We start from the raw sequence: 20,182 nt of genomic DNA on the forward strand, positions 1-20,182 counted from the left end.
GTCCCACGAGTACAGCCGATGAAGGTGGCATCCGGGTGCCAGGCGATCCGATCGCGCCGAGCGCCCCGTCGCTATCCGACGACGCGGGCTCCCGTGCGGGGCGCCTCGATGCCGCGGCTCGTCACCTGGCGATGCGCGCGCACCACGAGGAGGAGCCCGATCGCCCAGAACGGCACCTGCACGAGCTCCGCCAGACGGAACGCGGCGAGCGAGAACTCTCCCCCACCGGCCTGCAGGGTGAGGACGGCGCCGATCGCCAGGATCACGAGGATGCTCGAGAGGAAACCCGCGCCGTTCACCACCCCTGTCGCCGTGCTCAGCCGCTCGGGCGGGTTGTGGTCGCGCACGATGTCGAACGCGATCATCGACGCGGGCCCCCCGACGCACATGGCGATAGCGAGCACGACGAGAAGGGGCAGCGGCGCCCGGTCGGGAAACACCAGAACCGCCGCCCACGACGCCGCTTGCGCGGCGACGAGAGCGATCACGAGGGCGGTCCGAGCACGGGGGAACCTCCCGGAGACGGCACCAACGAGCGGCCCGAAGACGATACCGCCGACGACGTAGACCGTGAACAGTCCGCCCGCGGTCGCGGCATCCAGGCCCTGACCGGCCACGAGGAAGGGGAAGCCCCAGAGGATCGCGAAGGCGTTGCCCGAGAACGAGGTGACGAAGTGCACCCAGAACGCCAGACGGGTGCCCGCCGCACGCCAGGCCGCGCGCACGGACCGGCCGACAGGCTCCCGTGCGACGGCGATCGACCCGCGCTCGTGGACGACGACCACGACCAGCACGCCCACCAGAGCCGTGACCCCGGCCACCGCGAGGAAGGCCGACGTCCACCCCGACAGACCGACGAGGGCCGCGAGCGGAACGACGCTGATGATCTGACCGAACTGCCCCAGTAGTCCGGTCACTTGCACGGCCGTCGGCGCGAGGCGTCGGGGGAAGCGCATTCCGATGACCCTCAGCAGGCCGGGGAAGATCGCGGCCTCGCCGGCGCCCATGAGCAGACGCGCGGCGATCGCCAGGCCCACGCCCGGGGCGACTGCGAGAAGCACCTGCGCCGCGGCCATCACGAACATGCCGACCGTGAGCACGGTGCGCGCGCCGAACCGGTCGAGGAGCAGCCCGACCGGCAGCTGCAGCGCGCCGTAGACGGCGAGCTGCACGACGGCCAGAAGCGACAGCGTCGCCGCGGTGATCGCGAACCGATCCGCCGCCTCGAGCCCGAGGGCCGACAGGGAGGTGCGATTCACGATGGAGACCACGTACGCGACGACCCCGACGAGCCACACGGCGAGCACGCCGATGCGCCGTCGCCAGGGAGCCGCCGGGGTCGCGCTCCGGGTCATCCGCGGGTCAGCCGCAGTGTCACGACCTGGAACGGCCGCAGCTCGAGCTGGATCTCGTCGCCCTCGTGCGCGAGCTGACGCGAACGCGCCATGTCGGCACCGAGCGGGCGCTCGAGCAGGTCGACCTCGGAGACGGATGCCACGGCGAACCCGGGCACCAGCGTCGTGGCCGCGCGACGACCCAGCGCCTCGTACGCACGCACGATCACATCGCCCGATCGGTCGTCGGCGAGCTTGACGGCTTCGATCCGGATGCCCTCGTTGGTCGAGCGCACGACGCTCCACGGCTGGACGGTGCCCTCCACGACGGGGCGGCGCAGCGGCAGGTTCTGCTCGTAACCGGATGCCACGACCGCGGCGATGTCGGCCCCGGGGTGCACCGCGTAGGCGAACGTGTGGTGGCCGGCATCCTGGATCGGGTCGGGCGAATTCGCCGCACGCACGAGGCTCAGGCGCACCTCGGTCTCGACCTCGCCCGAAGCCCCCACGGTGCGGGTGATGTCGTGGCCATAGGTCGCATCGTTGGTCACCCCGATGCCGTATCCGGGCTCTTCGACGTGCACCCAGCGGTGCGCCATGACCTCGAACTTCGCGTCTTCCCACGAGGTGTTCGTGTGCGTCGCGCGGCGCACGTGCCCGTACTGGATCTCGGCGCTGTGGTGATGCGCGTGCACAACGAACGGCAGCGACGCCTTCAGCAGCTTCTCGCGCTCGTTCCAGTCGAGGTCGACGGCGAAGTGCACGCGCACGTCGTCGGCCTGCACGGCGATCGTCTGCGTCAGTCGCGACGTGCCGAACGAGCGGGTCACGACGACCCGGGCCCGCAGGTCGCCGTCGACGAGCAGCTCGACCGCGTCAGCGGCATCCAGGTCGTCGAAGGTGTAGCGGTAGTGCGCGTCGATGTCCCACGCGTCCCACGCGTTCGGCAGGTCCTGGTGCAGCTGCAGCAGGTTGGCGACGCGGCCGGCGGGCACGAGCTCGCGGTTCTCGGCGAGGTCGACGATCGAGGTGACGAGGCCGCGGGCGTCGACGGTCACCCGGACGAGGCCATTGTCGAGCACGATGTCCTCGCCGTCGCGGTGCGCGGTCACCGGGTGCGCCGGAACGACGGGAACGAGGGATGCCACGCCCAGCGCCGGCGCCTCCACCAGTGCGAGCGGGGTGCCCTCGGCATCCAGGGTCAGAGACCGACGCGCGTGGTCCGCCGAGTTGACGACCGCGGCCGACAGGCCCGCGGCCGCGAGCGCCTCGGCGATCGAGCGCTCCAGCTCGGCGAGCGCGGCGGCGTAGTCCTCTTCGTTCTGCTCGTGCACCCACTGGATCGACGAGCCGGGCAGGATGTCGTGGAACTGCTGCAGCAGCACGCCCTGCCACAGGCGGTCGAGCGCCTCGTAGGGGTACTCGGCGCCCGTGAGCGCCGCGGCGGTCCACCAGAGCTCCGCCTCGCGCAGGCGGTTCTCGGCCTCGCGGTTGCCGCGCTTCTCGCGGGCGTGCGAGGTGAAGGTGCCGCGGTGCAGCTCCAGGTACAGCTCGCCCACCCACACGGGGGCGTCGGGGTACTCGGCCTGGGCTGCGGCGAAGAAGTCGTCGGGGTGCTCGATCTCGACGCGGGGCGAGCCCTCGAGCGAGGCGACGCGGCGCTGACGCTCCATCATCTCGCGGATGGGTCCGCCGCCGCCGTCGCCGTAGCCGAACGGCACGAGCGAGGTCGTCGCCCTGCCCTTGTCGCGGAACTGGCGCACGGCGTGGTGCAGCTCCTCGCCCTCGAGCGTGGAGTTGTAGGTGTCGATCGGCGGGAAGTGCGTGAAGATGCGCGAGCCGTCGATGCCCTCCCACCAGAAGGTGTGGTGGGGGAACTTGTTCGTCTGGCTCCACGAGATCTTCTGCGTGAGGAACCAGTCGAGCCCCGCGAGCTTCGCGATCTGCGGGAACGCGGCGGTGTAGCCGAACGAGTCGGGCAGCCAGATGCCGTGCGTCTCGACGCCCAGCTCGTCGCGGAAGAAGCGCATGCCCTGCGTGATCTGGCGCACCATCGCCTCGCCGCTCGGCAGGTTGCCGTCGGGCTCGACCCACTGCGAGCCCACGACGATCCACTGGCCCGCGGCGATCGCGGCCTTGATGCCCTCCCACACGTGCGGGTAGCGCTCCTTCACCCAGGCGTACTGCTGTGCCGACGACGCGGCGAAGCGGAAGTCGGGGTACTGCTCGGCGAGGGCGAGCACGTTCGAGAACGTGCGGGCGGTCTTGCGCTTGGTCTCGCGGATGGGCCAGAGCCACGCGGTGTCGATGTGCGCGTGACCGATGCCCGAGAGGCGGTGGGCCGAGGCGGATGCCGGGCGCGAGAGCACGTCGACCAGCTCGGCGCGGGCGGCCGCGGCGGTGCCGACGATGTCGTCGAGGCGCAGCACGTTCAGCGCCCGCTCGAGCGCGCGCATGACCTCGTGGCGGCGGGGCTCGGTCTCGGGCAGCTCCTTCATGAGCTGGTAGAGCACCTCGACGTCGAACTGCAGCCCCCACACCTCGGGCTCGAACACGGCCAGCTCGGCGGTACGGAACGTGTAGATGGGCGCCTCGGGCGCGGTCTTCTTCGAGCCGTACGGCGTCGGGACGAAGTCGTTCTTCAAGATGTCGGGGTTGGCCGCGGCCTCGACGAAGAAGTGCACCGGCTCACCGCCCGCGGCCTCGTCGGCCAAACGGACGTAGTGGTTGCGGGGGTGGATGCCCTTGACCTGCACGCCGTCGGGGGTGTGCACGAGCGCCTCGGCCTGGTTGCCTGGCCAGTCGCCCTGGAAGCCCGGGTCGAGCAGCAGCTCGACCGTGCGGCCGGCCCAGTCGGTGGGGATCTCGCCGGTGACCTCGAACCACCAGGTCGACCACGCGCGGCCCCAGCTGTCGCCGACGGCGAAGGGCGAGTAGTCGGCGGCGAGCGCCTCGGATGCCGGGACCGGCTCGTCGGGGACCATCCAGGCCTGCAACGCGACGGGCACGCGGGCCGAGTAGACGGCGGGCACGATGCGCTCGGTGAGAACGCGGTGGATGCGCTCTTCGACGAGCGTGAGGTTCTGGTGCACGGTGGTCTCCGATTCGAAGGCTGCGCGAGGTTCGGGGCTGCGCGGTTCGGGTTTCGTTCTGCGGGGCTGTGACGTGGTGCGGGGGTGCGGCGCCGTGGGGGGCGGAACCGCACCCCCGGGTCAGCGGAGGTACGACAGGTCGGCGAAGCTGGAGCCGGCGTCGTCCAGGAGGGCACGGGCCACCCGCACCGAGTCGATGAGCGGGTGGTGGGCGAGAGCGCGCAGCGCGGCGGCGCGCGAACCCGTGAGCGCGGCCTCGATGGTCTGCCGCTCGACGTACTTCACCGTGGTGACGAGACCGAGGCCGAAAGCAGGCACGGCCGCGCTCTCGATGGGCCGCGGGCCGTCGGCGCCGACGATGCACGGGACTTCCACCACGGCCTGGTCGTCGAGACCGGCGAGCACACCGCCGCCCGGCACGTTGAGGATCAGACGGGCCGACTGGTCGTAGGCGATCGCGCGCATCAGCGCGATCGCGACGTTCTCGTAGCCGCCCGAGACGAGGTCTTCCTCGTCACGGTCGCCCATGCCGGCGGAGTCGCGGTTGGTCGCCATGTAGGTGACCTCGCGCTCGTGGCGGCAGGCCTCCCACGCCGCGTGCGGGTGCGGGGCAGTCGCCGCGGCATCCCAGAACCCGGCCTGCTGGTCGAGCAGGTACCGCCCGCGGGTGGTCGCCGCGTACTGGTCGGCCTGCAGCACGTCGCGGCGGTACGAGTAGTAGTGCAGGTACTCGTTGGGCAGCGCGCCGAGCGTGCGGATCCAGTCGGCGCCGAACAGCGCACCCTCTTCGAACGACTCGATGCGCTCGGGAGAGGCCAGCAGCTCGGGCAGCAGGTCGACGCCGTCGCGGCGCAGGGCGGTGAGCCAGCCGAGGTGATTGAGACCCGCGTACTCGATCTCGACGTCAGCGGAGTCCCGGATGCCGAGAGCCCCGAGCGCGCGACGGGCCAGGCCGATCGGTGAGTCGCAGATACCGATCACGCGCTTGCCGAGCACACGACCCATGGCCTCGGTGACGACGCCGGCGGGGTTGGTGAAGTTGATGACCCACGCATCGGGGGCGACCCGCTGGATGAGCTCGGCGAGCCGCATGGCCACCGGCAGCGTGCGCAGCGCGTAAGAGATGCCGCCGAAGCCGACGGTCTCCTGACCGATGACCCCGTGCGAGAGGCCGATGCGCTCATCGGCCGCCCGACCTTCCATGCCGCCGACGCGGATGGCCGAGAACACGAAGTCGGCGCCGCGCAGGCCCTCCTCGGCATCCGTGTGCACGCTCACGCGCGGTGCGTCGGAGAAGTCGCGGGCCTGATCTTCGAGGATGCGGGCCATCGTGCGCAGCCGGGTGCCGTCGGTGTCGATGAGGGCGACCTCGTCGACGCGTCCGGGGTCGCGGTCCAGGAGGAGGGCGCGGTAGACCAGAGGGGTGCGGAATCCTCCGCCACCGATCATGGCAAGCTTCATGCGGTCACAATCTCGACATTCCGTCGGCCCAGGGACTCGACGATCGGGCCCTCGAGCGGCGCATCGGTGATGAGCCGCCGCAGGGCGAGGGGCAGGGCGATACGCCCGGCGCCGCTGCCGGGGAACTTGCTGTGGTCGGCGAGGACGGTCGCCGCGTCGCACGCGGCGAGCATGGCCTGCTTGATCGGGACCTGGGCGAGCGTGGTGTCGCGCAGGTCGCCCTCGGGAGACATACCGCTGACGCCGAGGAACGCGTGGTCGGCACGGATCAGACGCAGCGACTCGGTCGTGAGGTGGCCGGCGACGCTGCGGTAGACCGGATCGTAATCGCCCGGGAGCATCACGAGGTGCGTTTCGCGTTCGTCGCGCAGCACGTCGTAGATCGCCAGGTTGTTCGTGATGACGGTGACCGCGCGGCCGCGCAAGAGACGGGCGAGCTGCAGCGTCGTCGTTCCGACGTCGAGGATGACGGCCTGACCGTCACGGATGGTCGCGGCCGCAGCCCGCGCGATGCGCTCTTTGCCCTCGCGGTTGACGGGCTCGACGGTCGCGAACGGGGCGTCGCCCTCGCTCATCACCGCACCGCCGTGGGTGCGCCGGAGGAGCCCCGCGTCGTCGAGGCGCTGCAGATCGCGGCGGATCGTGGCGATGCTCGAGCCGGTGGCCTCGGCGAGCTCCGCGACCGTGGCCGCTCGGGCGGAACGAAGGTGCTGGAGGATCTCGCGATCTCTGACGTCTTTCATGGTTCGATCACCATAGCGCTCAAAATCGCTCAGTAACAAAATGTTTACACGCAAAAATTTGCGCGTTCATGATTGCTCGGTGCTATAAACGGTGCAACGCCCCCGGTCGTCACCGAAGAGAGGAGGGGCCGATGACAGTTGCATCCGGTCCCACCCCTCGCCTTCTGACGGCGGGGCAGCTCTTTCTCGATCTGGTCTTCGCCGACCTCGCCTCAGCCCCGCGCCTCGGTGAGGAGCACTGGACACCGGCTTTCGGCTGGGGTCCCGGTGGCATCGCGAACTACGCGATCGCCGCCGCCCGTCTCGGCGTCGACACCATGCTCTGCGCCGACGCCGGCGCCGACCCGATGTCTCGACTCGTGCGCGACCGTCTGGCCGACGAGGGCATCATCGACGGCGTCCGCGCGCGCACCGATTGGAACCTGCCCGTCACCGCCGCGATGAACTACGACGGCGACCGCGCTCTGGTCACGGGCGGTCGTCCCGCCGCCCCCCTGGCATCCCTCCTGCAGGATGCCCCCGTCACTCCCGTGGCAGCCCTGCACATCGACGACTCGGTATCGGAGTGGGTACGTGAGCGCGCTACGGCCGGCACCAAAGTGTTCGCCGACATCGGCTGGGATGCCGACGAGCGGTGGGATGCCACGGCCCTCGACGTGCTCGACGGCTGCCACGCGTTCCTCCCGAACGAGGCCGAGGCCCGCGCCTACACCCGCGCCCACGACGCCCGCACGGCCGCCCGCGCCCTCGCCGAGCGCGTCCCCCTCGCCGTCGTCACCCGCGGCGGCCACGGTGCCATCGCCGTCGACGCGGCGGCGGGCGACGAGGTCGAGATCGACGCCGTCGCCATCGACTTCGTCGATGCCACGGGCGCCGGCGACGTCTTCGGTGGGGCCCTCGCCGCCGCCGAGCTCACGGCCTGGTCACTGCGCGAGCGCGTGGAGTTCGCCACGCTCGTCGCCGCCATCACCGTGTCGCGCCCGGGCGGCGCGGCCGCTGCTCCCCGACTCGACGAGCTGCTCCCCTGGCTCGACGCTCACCCGGCGGCCGCCGACCCGGCGCGCTTCGCCTTCCTTCGCGCCGCGCTGCACGACGGCGCATCGCCCTTCGACGCCCCGCCCTCACACCGCACCCGAATCAAGGAGTGACCCACCCATGATGACCCTCACCCCGCGCCATCGACGCGCGCTCGGCACCGTCGCCGTCGCCGCCGTCGCCGCCGTCTCCCTCTCGGCCTGCTCTGGCGGCGCCGGCGGCTCGTCCGACGGCCCGATGACCCTCTGGACCTGGCCCGGCGGCCTCGGCGAGAGCGTCGTCGACTCGGCCAAGGCCCAGTTCCCCGACGCCAAGCTCGAGGTCACGACTATCGGCGACGACGTGAAGCAGAAGCTCGTGACCGTGTTCACCGGCCGCAGCGGCATCCCCTCGATCACCGGGATCAAGGGCGAGGACATGCCCTACTTCCTGCAGCAGGCCGACCTCTTCACCGATCTCAAGACGCTCGGTATCGACGACAAGCTCGCCGACTTCCCCGCTTGGAAGCTCGCCGAGGCCACGACTCCCGACGGCAAGCTCATCGGCCTGCCCACCGACATCGGTCCCACCGCGTTGTACTACCGCACCGACGTGCTTGCCGCGGCGGGCCTTCCCACCGACCCGGCCGCCGTCGCCGCCGCCACCAAGACCTGGGACGACTACTTCGCCTTCGGTAAGAAGCTCAAGGCCGCCACCGGCGCGTACCTCGAGGTCTCGATGGAAGACGTGTTCACGAAGGTCATGGGTCAGGGCGAGACGAAGATGGTCTCGCAGGACGGCGAGTTCCTCGGCGACAGTGCCCAGGTCAAGAAGGCCTGGGACACCGCGATCGAGGCGAACGAGCTCGGCCTGGTCGCCGGCATCCAGGACGGCAGCCCCGACTGGGCCGCCGCGGTCAACAACGGCTCGCTCCCGACCCTGCTCGGCGCCGCCTGGTACCAGGGCGACATGAAGAGCAACGCCCCCGACACCTCGGGCAAGTGGAATGTCACCGCGATGCCGGGCGGCCCGGCCAACATCGGCGGCTCGTTCCTGACCATTCCCGCCGCCACCGGCAACAAGGACGAAGCGATCAAGATCATCGACTACCTCCTCGACGCCGAGAACCAGGCCACCACGTACACCGAAGTGGGCAACTTCCCGTCCTCGACCGCGGCACTGAGCCAGCCTGCCCTGCAGCAGCCCGACCCGTTCTTCGGCGACCAGGTGACCACCGACGTCTTCAAGACGGCCTCCGAGAACATGCCGATCAGCTACACCAGCCCGATCGACAACGAGCTGCAGGCCCCCTTCATCACCGAGCTGACGAATGTGCAGTCGCAGGGCAAGGACCCGAAGCAGGCCTGGAACGACGCTCTGACCGCCGCCCAGCAGGTCTGGGAGCGCTCTAAGTGACATCCGCCACGCGCGTCATGACGGCCTCGGGGGTGCGCCCCAGCGCGCGCCCCCGAGGCCGGGGCCTGATCCGGCACTGGCCGATGTACGTGGCCATCGCCCCCTTCTTCCTGCTCTTCCTGGGCTTCGGCCTCTTCCCCACCGCCTACTCGCTCGTTCTGTCGTTCCAGGACTGGAACGGGCTGGGGGCTGCGAAGTGGACGGGCATCGACAACTACACCCGCCTTTTCACCGACCCCACGTTCTGGCTGTCGGTGCGCAACACCTTCGTCATCTTCGTCCTGTCGACGTTCCCGATGCTCATCATCGCGGTCGCCGTCGCCGCCATGCTGAACAACGCCGTGCGCTTCAGCACGGCCTTCCGCATCGCCTACTTCGTGCCGAACATCACCTCGGTCGTGGCGATGGCGGTGCTGTTCGGCTCGATCTTCGGCGAGAACTTCGGCCTCGCCAACTCCTTCCTGCACGCCCTCGGGCTTCCCGGGGTGCAATGGCTGTCGACGCCCTTCGGCATCCAGTTGACGATCTCGATCCTCATCACGTATCAGTGGACCGGGTACAACGCGATCATCTTCCTCGCCGGCATGCAGTCCATCGGAGGAGAGGTCTACGAGGCCGCCAAGCTCGACGGCGCCGGCCCCATCCGCAGCTTCTTCTCGATCACGCTGCCGCTTCTGCGCCCGACGATCATCTTCGTGCTCGTCGTCTCGACCGTGACCGGCATGCAGAGCTTCACCGAGGCCCAGGTGCTGACGGCCAGCTCGAGCACCACCAACCCGAACAGCGGCGGTGCGGGCCAGGGCGGTCTGACGATGGTCCTGTACTTCTACCAGCAGGCCTTCAGCTACAACCGCTTCGGGTATGGCGCCGCGATCGCGTGGGGCGTGTTCCTCATCGTCGTGATCTTCACCATCATCAGCTGGCGCTTCACCGCCGGCAAGAAGGAAGACAAGGCCCGCGCATGACCGTCACCACGCCTCCGCCCGCGACGATCACCGAGCACATCACGACCGCCGGCGTGCCGCTTCGCCGTCGTCGCAAGGTGACCCCGAGCCGTGTGCTCCTCTACGGCGTGCTCAGCGCCGGCGCGTTCATCTCGCTCTTCCCGCTGTACTGGCTCGTGGTCATGGCCAGCAACTCCACGAGCGACATCTACACCACGCCGCCGACGTTCGTCCCCGGGCCCCGCCTGTTCGACAACATCGGGGCGGTGTTCACCCGGATCGACTTCGCGGGCTCGCTCCTGAACACGGTGATCGTGGCGTGCAGCGTGACGTTCCTCGTGCTGGTGTTCGACTCGCTCGCCGCCTTCGCGTTCGCCAAGTTCGAGTTTCCGCTGCGCCGCACGCTGTTCACGATCACGCTCGTGACGTTCATGCTGCCGATGCAGCTCGCCGTCATCCCGCAGTTCATCACCATGACCAACCTCGGCTGGGTCGGTCAGCTGCAGGCGCTGATCGTGCCCGCGGCCGCCAACGCGTTCGGCATCTTCTGGCTGCGCCAGTACATGGTGTCGTCGATCCCCGACGAGCTGATGGATGCCTCGGTGCTCGACGGCGCGGGCTTCTTCCGTCAGTGGTTCACCGTGTGCCTGCCGCTGATCCGCCCGGGCCTGGGCTTCCTCGGCATCTTCACGTTCATCGCCGCGTGGAACGACTACCTGTGGCCGCTCGTCGTGCTGACCAACCCCAACCAGGTGACGCTGCAGGTCGCGATGGCCCAGCTGAACACCGCGTTCGGCCAGGACTACGGCATGGTCATGGCGGGAGCCCTGCTCGCGGTGCTGCCACTGCTCATCGTGTTCCTCATCGGTGCCCGCCAGTTCATCGGCGACATCGCCAAGGGCGCGATCAAGTGAGCGTGACCCTTCGTCCCGACCTGGTCCCCGTCTCCCCGTCCACGCGCGTCGTCACGTGCGCGGCCGACGAGATCGGCGAGGTCGCGGCGGACATCGTGGCGACCATCGCCTCCGACGGTGTGCTCGGCGTGGCCACCGGGTCGTCGCCGCTCGCGCTCTACGCCGCGCTCGTCCGTCGCCGCGCCGAGGGGCTCCGCACCGAGGGGTTGCGCCTGTTCGCCCTCGACGAGTACGTGGGGCTGAGCACCGACGACCCCCGCTCGTACGCCGCGTACGTGCGGTCCGTGATCGCCGAGCCGCTCGGCATCCCGGCCGAGAACGTGCGGGTGCCCCGCGGCTCGACCGACGCCGACGGCGCGGCCTACGAGCGCGCGATCGCCGAGGCCGGCGGCGTCGACGTGCAGGTCGTGGGCATCGGCCGCAACGGCCACATCGGCTTCAACGAGCCGGGTTCGGATGCCGAGACCCGTACGCGCGTGGTCGAGCTCGACGAGAGCACGCGTCGCGCCAACGCCGAGCACTTCGACGGCGACCTCACCCAGGTGCCGACGCACGCTCTCACCCAGGGCGTCGCGACGATCCTCTCGGCGCGGCGTATCGTGCTCGTGGCCGCGGGCTCCGCGAAGGCCGCCGCCCTGCGATCCGCCCTCACCGGCCCCGTCACCGCCGACAACCCCGCCTCGTTCCTGCAACGGCATCCCGACGTCACCGTCGTGGCCGACCCCGACGCCCTCCGAGAAAACCGATGACCCACCTCGGCGACACCGCCCCCGGATCCGACAGCCGACTGCCCCCGCGCGCCTGGCTGCGATCCGACGCCCCGGTCCAGAGCCTCGACGGCGACTGGGCCTTCCTGCTGCACGACGCCGACCCGGGCGACGACCTCGACGGTCCGCCCCCGTTCGCGGCCGTCGAGGCCGACGTCGCGGCGTGGGATCGCCTTCCCGTGCCCTCGCACTGGGGTCTGCACGGTCACGGCCACCCGACGTACACGAACATCCGGTACCCGTTCCCGCTCGATCCCCCGCACGTGCCCGACGCGAACCCCACGGGCGATCACCGCCGCACTTTCGAGTGGCATCCCTCGTTCTGCCCCGGCGGCCGCACCTTGCTGCGCTTCGAGGGCGTCGAGTCACTCGCGACCGTGTGGGTGAACGGCACCGAGATCGGCTGGTTCACCGGCAGCCGGCTCATGACCGAGTTCGACGTGACCGACCATCTCGTCGACGGCGAGAACGTGCTCGCCGTCCGCGTGCACCAGTGGTCGGCCGCCAGCTACCTCGAAGACCAGGACCAGTGGTGGCTCCCCGGTATCTTCCGCAGCGTCTCGCTCCAGGGCCGGCCCGCGAACGGCCTTGACGACGTCTTCGTGCGCGGTGACCGCGACCCCGCCACCGGCGCCGGCATCCTCGACGTGCGCCCCCGCGGCGGCTGGCCCGTGAGCGTGCGGGTGCCCGAGCTCGGCGTCGATGCGACGTGGGCCTCGGAGGGCGCGGTGGCCCCCCTCCCGATCCCCGCGGTCGACGCGTGGACGGCCGAGACCCCCCGCCTGTACGACGTCGAGGTGTCGACGGATGCCGAGACGGTGCGCCTGCGCGTCGGCTTCCGCCGCGTCGAGATCGTCGGCGACCGGCTGCTCGCCGACGGTCGCCCGCTGATCTTCCGCGGCGTGAACCGTCATGAGACCGACCCCGATCGCGGCCGCGTGTTCGATGAGGACTACGTGCGCGGCGAGCTCACGCTCATGCGCCGGCACAACATCACCGCGATCCGCACCGCGCATCAGCCCCCGCATCCGCGGGTGCTGGAGCTGGCCGACGAGCTGGGCTTCTGGGTCGTGCTGGAGTGCGACCTCGAGACCCATGGCTTCTGGGACGTCGAGTGGACGGGCAACCCCGCCGACGACCCCGCCTGGCGCGCGGCGTGCCTCGACCGCGTGCGCCGCACCGTCGAGCGCGACAAGAACCACGCGAGCGTCGTGATGTGGTCGCTCGGCAACGAGTCGGGCACCGGGCGCAACCTCGCCGAGATGGCCGGGTGGATCCGCGAGCGCGACGACTCGCGCCCCATCCACTACGAGGGCGACTACGGCGGGGCGTACACCGACGTGTACTCGCGCATGTATCCGACTCTGGAGGAGATCGCCTCGGTCTGCGGAGAGCAGACCATGCCCGTGCACGAGATCGGCCCCGCCGAGGGCGCCCGCCAGCGGGCGAAGCCCTTCGTGCTGTGCGAGTTCGCGCACGCCATGGGCAACGGCCCCGGTTCGCTCGCCGACTACGAGTCGCTCGTGGAGCTGTACCCGCGGCTGCACGGCGGGTTCGTGTGGGAGTGGCGCGACCACGGCATCCGCACCCGCACCGCCGACGGCGTCGAGTTCTTCGCCTACGGCGGGGACTTCGGCGAGCCCGTGCACGACGGCGTCTATCTGATGGACGGCCTCGTGCTCTCGGACGGCACGCCCTCTCCCGGCCTCGGCGAGCTCGCCGCGGTGTGGGCCCCGGTCACGCTCGAGCACCTCGGCGAGCGCTCCTGGCGCGTACGGAACCGGCAGCACACGCTCGACACCGGGCACCTCGAGTTGCGGTGGCGCGTCGAGGACGACGGCATCCGGGTCGCCTCGGGCGCCCTCGACCTGCCGACGCTGGCCCCCGGCGCCGAGAGCATCATCGAAGTGCCCGAGATTCCGGATGCCACGACAGAGCGCTGGACGACCCTCGAGGTCGCGCTGCGCGAGGAATGCGCATGGGCCCCGCCGGGGCACGTCGTCTCGCGCGCGCAGGCGCAGATGCTTGCCGCTCCCCTGCGCCTGGCACAGGCGTCGACCGGCGGCTGGCGCGGCGACGCGCTCGGCGACGCGGTCTTCGACCGCCGCGGCGGCCTCGTGCGCTGGCGCGACCTGGAGGTGTCGGGGCCGCTCCCCGAACTGTGGCGCGCCCCCACCGAGAACGACCAGCTCGACGGTCAGGGCTCGTACGAGACCGCCGACCCGGCGCTCACCGACGGTCGCGGCGATGAGAGCACCCCGGCGTCGTCGGTGCGGTGGCTCGAACGCGGCCTCGACCGTCTGCAGCACCGCGTGTTGTCGGTCGAGCGCACTGATCAGGGTCTCGTGCAGCGCGTGCGGTCGATGGCCGCGCATAGCGCGCAAGGCATCGAGACGACGTTCGCGTGGCGCCTCGACGGCGACGGGCTGCGGCTGCACACCGACATCCGCCCGTTCGGCCCGTGGGACTGCACCTGGCCGCGCGTCGGCGCACGCATCGGCCTGCCGGGCGCCCTCGCCGACGAGCGGGTGCGCTGGTTCGGCACGGGACCGACGGAGTCGTACAGCGATAGCGCCGAGGCCGCGTACGTCGGCCGCTTCGAGGCCGCCGTCGACGAGCTCGGCGTCGCGTACGGCCGCCCGCAGGAGACCGGGCACCGCCCCGGCCTGCGCGCGCTCGATCTCGGTCCCCTGCGCCTGTGCGCGGTCGCGTCGGGTTCGACCGGCCTGCCCGGGTTCCAGCTCGACCGCCACACCGCCCAGGAGCGCACCGGCGTCGCGCACGCGCACGAACTGCCGCCGTCGAGGGGGCTCTGGTTGTACCTCGACGCCGCCCAGCACGGTCTCGGCTCGCGGGCGTGCGGCCCCGATGTGCTGCCGCGCCACGCGCTGTGGCCGCGGGCGGTGTCGTGGACGGTGGTGTTCGAATAGCCCGACAGGGGCGCCGTGGTGCGCGTTTCTCGTCCCCGGCAGTGCACCAGCGGGTGGCCGACGGCATGCCGTCGGGGGTGACGACGACCGGTCGGGGCCCGGGCCACGCTCGACAGCGCAGCCCGGGCCGGTCGGCGTTACGCCGCGAGCGCCTTCGACAGGAAGGCGACGGCCTGAGCGATCGCCGCCTGCGCCGCATACGTGTCGTGCAGCGCGTTGACCATCACGAAGTCGTGCACGATGCCCTGGTAACGGACGGCGGTGGTGGGCACGCCCGCCTGACGGAGCTTGGCGGCATAAGCCTCGCCCTCGTCGCGGAGCACGTCGGCCTCGGCCGTGATGACGAGCGCCTGCGGAAGTCCCGCGAGCTGATCGAGCGTGGCACGCAGCGGCGACGCCGTGATCTGGGCGCGGTCGTCTTCGCTGGTCGTGTACTGATCCCAGAACCACTTCATGCCGTCGCGCGAGAGGAAGTAGCCCTCCGCGAAGCGGTGGTACGACTCGGTGTCGAAGGCCGCGTCGGTCACCGGGTAGAACAGCACCTGCGCGGCGAGGTCGACGCCGCCGCGCTCCTTCGCGAGCAGGGTGAGCGCCGCGGACATGTTGCCGCCCACCGAGTCGCCCGCGACGGCGATGCGCGCCGCGTCGAGGCCCTTCGACTCCCCTTCGGCGACGATCCACTGGGCGGTCGCCCACACCTGCTCGATCGCGTGGGGGTACCGCACCTCGGGCGAGCGGTCGTATTCGGGGAAGACGACTGCGGCTCCGGTTCCCACCGCGAGGTCGCGCACGAGACGATCGTGCGTGTGCGCGTCGCCGAAGACCCAGCCCGCGCCGTGGATGTAGATCACGACGGGCAGCACTCCGATCGCGCCCTTCGGGCGGACGATGCGGACTTTCACCGAGCCGCTCGGGCCACCCGGCACCTCGATCCACTCCTCGTCGATCTCGGGCTTGAAGATGGGGTCGTCCTGAACGCCGTCGACGGCGGCGCGTCCCTCGGCCGGCGGCAGCTGGTACAGGAAGGGCGGTTCGCTGGTGGCATCCACGAACTGCTGTGCGGCGGGTTCGAGGGCGATCTCGTGCGGGTTTCCGGACATGGTCGGGGCTCCTTCTTGACGACGGTTCTGCGAAGCGGGTGTGCGAGAACGATCGTTCTCATTCTCTGCTCCGACCGTAGAGAACGACCGTTCTCATGTCAAGTAGACTGCACGCATGACCGAGACCCGCGACCGCATCGTCGATGCCGCCGACGCCCTGTACTACACACGCGGCATCGGCCAGGTGGGGATGGATAGCGTTCGAGACACCGCCGGGGTTTCCCTCCGAGCCCTTTACAAGGAGTTCCCCGCCAAAGACGACCTGATCGTCGCGGTCCTCGACAAACGCCACGGCATGTGGACCGACGGGGTGACCGACGCCGTCGAGCGCATCGACGACCCCCGCGAACGGCTGCTGGCCGTCTACGACTACCTCGCGCATTGGTTCGACGAGGCGGACTTCCGAGGCTGCGGCTTCATCAACGCCTTCGGCGAACTGGGAGCCGCCAACCCCGGCGTCGCCCGCGCGGTGCGCGCGCACAAGGCCGATTTTCAGCGCTATGTCGGGCAATTGGTCGAGGCGGCGGGCGCTCCGGCCTTCCTCGCACCCCAGCTCGCCATCCTCGCCGAGGGCGCCCAGACCACCGCCGCGATCGCTGGAACATCCGAGGCCGCCGGTGCCGCACGCGCGGCCGCGTCGACGCTCATCGACGCCGCCTTCGCACACGGCAGCCGCTGACGACGGCGGCCGTCAGGTCGACGAGAACCCGTCCGGTGCGACCTTCCGCAGGTCTTCCCAGGTGTCGATATCGCGCGTCAGCGCGGGGTCGGCCCGCACCGACTCCACCCTCAGCCCGCCCAGGAGCGCCCGCATGGACGCGTCGCGCCCGCCCTCCGAGACACCGGATGCCGCCGCCCGCAGCGCGGCCGTCCGGTACCGGCCGATGAGCCACTGGTGTCGACCGTCGTCGAGACACGCGCCGTCCGCATTGTCGGGGACCGGACCGGAGAGAAGCGCCACCGCCGGACCGGCCGTCGGAAGATCGCAGGCGAGGACGAAGACCTCCTCGGCATCCACGTCACCGAGAGCGGCGACGATCGCGGCGACGGGGCCGCCGAACGGCGGATCTTCTCGCGTCCAGGTCACCTCGAGCGCATCGTCGAGAACCGGGGCGACGACGACGACGCGTCGAGCACCGGCCGCTCGGACCGCGTCCACCGCCGTATGCAGCAACGTCCGCCCGCCCACGCGCAGCATCGGCTTCGTCGCCCCGTCCAGTCGTGAAGCCCGTCCCCCGGCCAAGAGGATGGCGTCGACGCTCACCATCGCGTGACCGTGACCAGCTCGCCGGCGGCGAGGTCGCGCTCGCTCGGCGGGATGACCGCGAGCCCGTCGGCATCACCGAGGCCGCGCGTTCCGTGCGCGGTCGCCATGGCCGTCCATCGCGCGGCGTCGGAGCGGTCGAGGCGCACCGGCACGTACTGCACACGGCCCGGCCGCGCCCGGCGCCCCTCGGCGAGCGCGACACGCAGCGTCTCACGACCGAGATCGGCGTCGCCCTCGAGGGCGCGCAGTGCCGGGCGCACGAACAGCTCGAACGACACCGCGGCGCTCACGGGATTGCCGGGCAGACCGAACAGCAGCGTGCCCGAGGGGGTGCGTCCGAAGCCCTGGGGCTTTCCCGGCTGCATGCGCACGCGGTCGAAGCGCATGAGGTCGCCGAGGGTGTTCTTCACGACCTCGTACGCGCCGGCGCTCACTCCCCCCGAGAACACCACGATGTCGGCTCCGGCCGCCTCGGCGGCGGCGATGGCCTGACGCGGCCCGTCGCCCTCGTCACCGACGCTCGTGCGCAGGACGATCTCGGCACCCGATTCCTCGGCGAGGCCTGCCAGCAGCACGCTGTTCGACTCGGGGATCTGACCGCGGCGGAGCGGGTCGCCCGCGGGTCGCAACTCCGAGCCCGTCGACACGATCGCGATCTTCGGCGCACGCGAGACCGAGACCGTCCCCACTCCCGCGGCAGCGATCGCGCCGAGCCGGGCGGCGTTCAGGCGCACCCCCTCGGAGACGACCAGTTCCCCCGCCCGCACGTCCGAGCCGCGGCGACGGATGTGCGCCCCGGGCTCGCGCGGAGCGGCGAGCACCGTGACCGCGTCCAGCCCCCCGGCGAGCCCGCGCGCGGTGTCCTCGAACGGAACGACCGCCGTGGCGTCGGTCGGTACGGGCGCTCCCGTCATGATGCGCGCGGCCTCGCCGGCATCCAATCGCGGATCCAGCTCGGTGCCCGCGGGCAGATCGGCGACCACGCGCAGAGTGGCGGACACGGTGAGGTCGCGCACCGCGAATCCGTCCATCGCCGAGCTGTCGAAGCCGGGCACGTCGACGTTCGCGAACACGGGATGCCGCAGCACTCTGCCGCGGGCAGCGGCCACCGCCCGCGCTTCGGGCGCGAGCGGAACGACCTGCTCGAGAACCGCGACGAGGTGCTCGGCGACGTCGATCACGCGGCCGACCCGCAGAGGGAGAAAAGCATGCCCTCAGCGTAGGCGCGGGTCAGAGGTCGAAGCGGTGGGGGATCGCTTCGTCGCCGTCGCGGTAGGGCACGAATCCCATCGCGGCGTAGTACGCCAGCGCGGGTGCGTTGTCGGCACCGATGGTCGCGTCGATGTGGCGAAGGCCCGCGGCTTCGGCGGCGGCGCGCGAACGGGCGAAGAGACTTCGGCCGATTCCGCTGCGCCCCACCTCGGGGTCGATGTGGGTGCCGATGATGCCCCATCCCTGCTCGACCCCGTAGGGGTTGCCGGGCCAGGCGCGCTTCAGGGACTGGAAGCCGACCACCGCCCCGTCGCGGTCGGCCACGGTGCAGGCGATCGAGTGCTCGGCGTCGAAGTACCGCTCCTCGACCAACGCCGCGTCGGACTCCCCCGACCGCAAGCCAGCCCGGTAGATCGCGTTCTGCACCTCGACCATCGCGTCGATGTCGGACGGGCGCGCCTCGCGGAACTCGATCATGCGGCCATCCTCTCAGCCCCCTCCGACACCGGCGGTCTCTGCAACCCCAGCCGGCGAGGGATCCCACCCGGATACCGTGGCCCCATGGACGAGGTGACCTACGACGAGGTCGGCGCGACCGCGGGCGACATGCCGCCGGGCTACCACCACGTTCGCGCGCGGCGCGTGATCGGCAGGGGCCCGGACGACTTCGCAGCGGCCGCCGACGCCCTGCTCGCCGGCGAAGCGCAGCGACGGGCGGGGGCCCGGGTCGAGGTGTCCGAGACGCCGATGCGGCTGGGCTCGCACGTGACGATGCGCCTGGGGCTCGGCATCCTGAGCGTGCGCATTCCGTGCCTGGTGGTCTGGGCCGAGCGGACCGAAACCACGGCGGGCTTCGCCTACGGCACGCTGCCGGGACATCCCGAACGGGGTGAGGAACGCTTCACCCTCACGCTCATGCCCTCCGGCGAGGTGGTTTTCGCCATCGCCGCGTTCTCGTCACCGGGGCGCTGGTTCACGCGCCTCGGCGCTCCGGTCGGTCGGCGGGTGCAGTCCTGGATGACGCAGCGCTACCTGCGCGCGCTCGACGCCCGCTGACCCCGCGCTCGGTCCGCCGTATACGCGCCGAAGGCCCCGCCGAAGCGGGGCCCGTGGCTCTCCGGCCGGGGTCAGGAGCGAGGACGGTCGCCGTCGGCGACCGACCGCACGCTGTCCGTCGCCGGGGTCTGCTCGCCGGCACGCACCTCGTCAGCGGCGACCGCGATGTCGATCGCGGCGTCTTCGAGAGCCTCGGCGACGACGTCGCTCACGTCCGTGCGATCTCCGACGGATGCGCCGGGACGCTCGGGCTCGAGGCCCTCGGTCACGCGATCCGCGGCGACGACGTCGGACTCGGCGTCGGCCGCGACGACGCGCTCGCGCGCTTGGCGGGCCGTCTCGCCCACGGCGGCCGCGGCTCCCGCGGCGACGTCCTTCGTCTGCGATACGGCGGCGTCGATGGTCTCGGAGGCACTGGCCGCGAGGTCCTTCGACTTCTCGCGTGCGGCGTCGACGGCCGCCGACGCGCGACCCGCGACATCCTTCGCCCTGGCCTTCGCGTCATCGACTGCTTCCGAAGTGCGGGCGGCGACGGCATCCGCCCGCTCTTCCGCTTCCTCGACGACGTCGCGATCGAACGGCCCGAAGACCCCGGTCACGACGACGTCGACGGCGATGGTGCCGCGACCGAGCGGCTCAAGGGCCGACTTCACCGCGGTGCGCACGGCACCTGCGACGTCTCGCAGTTTGTGCGGGTAGTCGATGACGAGCGAGATGGTCGCGGTGACCGAGTCGCCACGACCGGTGTCGATCTTCACCCCCGGAGCGGCGCTGGCGAGACCGACCCGCTCACGAACGGCATCCGAAGCTCGTCCGACCAGGCTGCCGAGCGAGTGAACCCCCGGAACCGCGCCTGCGGCGGTCGCCGCCAGGGTCGCCGCAGCATCCAGGTCGGGCGGGTCGATGGTCGCATCGATGGTGGTCATGACGGC

The 20,182-nt window shown here is 71.1% G+C and carries 17 protein-coding genes; 8 read left to right on the forward strand and 9 right to left on the reverse strand.

Annotation, left to right across the window (positions count from 1 at the left end):
• Nucleotides 1-71: 71 nt before the first annotated feature.
• The 4 genes from AB6V29_RS13675 to AB6V29_RS13690 form a co-directional block, all read right to left on the reverse strand.
• Entirely contained in the window at nt 72-1,355 is a 1,284-nt protein-coding gene (locus AB6V29_RS13675; protein ID WP_369359317.1) for a nitrate/nitrite transporter, read from the reverse strand.
• Nucleotides 1,352-4,426, reverse strand: coding sequence for an alpha-mannosidase (locus tag AB6V29_RS13680; RefSeq protein WP_369359319.1), 3,075 nt, complete (start codon nt 4,424-4,426; stop codon nt 1,352-1,354). The genes AB6V29_RS13675 and AB6V29_RS13680 overlap by 4 nt, the downstream gene beginning before the upstream one ends.
• A gap of 120 nt (nt 4,427-4,546) precedes the next feature.
• Nucleotides 4,547-5,887, reverse strand: a complete 1,341-nt coding sequence (locus tag AB6V29_RS13685) for a 6-phospho-beta-glucosidase (RefSeq protein ID WP_307314309.1) — start codon at nt 5,885-5,887, stop codon at nt 4,547-4,549.
• Nucleotides 5,884-6,630 carry a DeoR/GlpR family DNA-binding transcription regulator gene (locus AB6V29_RS13690; protein WP_210075753.1) on the reverse strand — a complete coding sequence of 249 codons (747 nt, stop codon included), beginning with the start codon at nt 6,628-6,630 and terminating at the stop codon, nt 5,884-5,886. The genes AB6V29_RS13685 and AB6V29_RS13690 overlap by 4 nt, the downstream gene beginning before the upstream one ends.
• Before the next feature lie 131 nt (nt 6,631-6,761).
• Between AB6V29_RS13690 and AB6V29_RS13695 the strand changes: the two genes are divergently transcribed.
• The 6 genes from AB6V29_RS13695 to AB6V29_RS13720 are packed head-to-tail and all read left to right on the forward strand — an operon-like array spanning nt 6,762 to nt 14,615.
• A complete protein-coding gene (locus tag AB6V29_RS13695; RefSeq protein WP_267788963.1) occupies nt 6,762-7,778 on the forward strand; it encodes a carbohydrate kinase family protein in 1,017 nt (338 codons plus the stop codon).
• Nucleotides 7,779-7,785: 7 nt separating this feature from the next.
• Nucleotides 7,786-9,060, forward strand: a complete 1,275-nt coding sequence (locus AB6V29_RS13700; protein WP_307314304.1) for an extracellular solute-binding protein — start codon at nt 7,786-7,788, stop codon at nt 9,058-9,060.
• The gene (locus tag AB6V29_RS13705; protein ID WP_267788961.1) at nt 9,057-10,025 is read left to right on the forward strand and encodes a carbohydrate ABC transporter permease; all 969 of its coding nucleotides are present in this window, start codon (nt 9,057-9,059) and stop codon (nt 10,023-10,025) included. Before AB6V29_RS13700 ends, AB6V29_RS13705 begins: the two co-directional genes overlap by 4 nt.
• The gene (locus tag AB6V29_RS13710) at nt 10,022-10,918 is read left to right on the forward strand and encodes a carbohydrate ABC transporter permease (protein WP_210075749.1); all 897 of its coding nucleotides are present in this window, start codon (nt 10,022-10,024) and stop codon (nt 10,916-10,918) included. Before AB6V29_RS13705 ends, AB6V29_RS13710 begins: the two co-directional genes overlap by 4 nt.
• A 2-nt stretch (nt 10,919-10,920) precedes the next feature.
• Nucleotides 10,921-11,667, forward strand: coding sequence for a glucosamine-6-phosphate deaminase (locus tag AB6V29_RS13715; RefSeq protein WP_369359322.1), 747 nt, complete (start codon nt 10,921-10,923; stop codon nt 11,665-11,667).
• Nucleotides 11,664-14,615, forward strand: coding sequence for a glycoside hydrolase family 2 TIM barrel-domain containing protein (locus AB6V29_RS13720; protein ID WP_369359324.1), 2,952 nt, complete (start codon nt 11,664-11,666; stop codon nt 14,613-14,615). The genes AB6V29_RS13715 and AB6V29_RS13720 overlap by 4 nt, the downstream gene beginning before the upstream one ends.
• A gap of 137 nt (nt 14,616-14,752) precedes the next feature.
• Here the strand turns inward: AB6V29_RS13720 and AB6V29_RS13725 are convergent, their stop codons facing one another.
• Nucleotides 14,753-15,715 carry an alpha/beta hydrolase gene (locus AB6V29_RS13725; protein WP_267788957.1) on the reverse strand — a complete coding sequence of 321 codons (963 nt, stop codon included), beginning with the start codon at nt 15,713-15,715 and terminating at the stop codon, nt 14,753-14,755.
• Between the two features lie 115 nt (nt 15,716-15,830).
• On the opposite strand from AB6V29_RS13725, the gene AB6V29_RS13730 reads away from it, so the two are divergent.
• A complete protein-coding gene (locus AB6V29_RS13730; RefSeq protein ID WP_369359326.1) occupies nt 15,831-16,394 on the forward strand; it encodes a TetR/AcrR family transcriptional regulator in 564 nt (187 codons plus the stop codon).
• 12 nt (nt 16,395-16,406) lie between these two features.
• Here the strand turns inward: AB6V29_RS13730 and AB6V29_RS13735 are convergent, their stop codons facing one another.
• Genes AB6V29_RS13735 through AB6V29_RS13745 form a run of 3 tightly spaced genes read right to left on the reverse strand, consistent with a single transcriptional unit; the run spans nt 16,407 to nt 18,671 of the window.
• On the reverse strand, nt 16,407-16,982 hold the full coding sequence (locus AB6V29_RS13735) for a molybdenum cofactor guanylyltransferase (RefSeq protein WP_369359329.1): 576 nt from the start codon (nt 16,980-16,982) through the stop codon (nt 16,407-16,409).
• Nucleotides 16,976-18,163, reverse strand: a complete 1,188-nt coding sequence (gene glp / locus AB6V29_RS13740) for a gephyrin-like molybdotransferase Glp (RefSeq protein WP_369359332.1) — start codon at nt 18,161-18,163, stop codon at nt 16,976-16,978. The genes AB6V29_RS13735 and glp overlap by 7 nt, the downstream gene beginning before the upstream one ends.
• Before the next feature lie 49 nt (nt 18,164-18,212).
• Nucleotides 18,213-18,671 (reverse strand): GNAT family N-acetyltransferase, encoded by a 459-nt coding sequence (locus AB6V29_RS13745; RefSeq protein ID WP_267788952.1) that lies wholly within the window; start codon nt 18,669-18,671, stop codon nt 18,213-18,215.
• Nucleotides 18,672-18,755: 84 nt separating this feature from the next.
• Here AB6V29_RS13745 and AB6V29_RS13750 point away from each other — a divergent pair, with 84 nt between their 5' ends.
• Entirely contained in the window at nt 18,756-19,250 is a 495-nt protein-coding gene (locus AB6V29_RS13750; protein ID WP_267788951.1) for a DUF1990 family protein, read from the forward strand.
• A gap of 71 nt (nt 19,251-19,321) precedes the next feature.
• On the opposite strand, the gene AB6V29_RS13755 is transcribed toward AB6V29_RS13750, so the two are convergent.
• Nucleotides 19,322-20,176 (reverse strand): Asp23/Gls24 family envelope stress response protein, encoded by an 855-nt coding sequence (locus tag AB6V29_RS13755; protein ID WP_369359333.1) that lies wholly within the window; start codon nt 20,174-20,176, stop codon nt 19,322-19,324.
• Nucleotides 20,177-20,182: the final 6 nt, after the last annotated feature.

Origin of the sequence: Microbacterium sp. 20-116 (assembly GCF_041079415.1) — a bacterium.
In the GTDB taxonomy this organism is placed as follows: domain Bacteria; phylum Actinomycetota; class Actinomycetes; order Actinomycetales; family Microbacteriaceae; genus Microbacterium.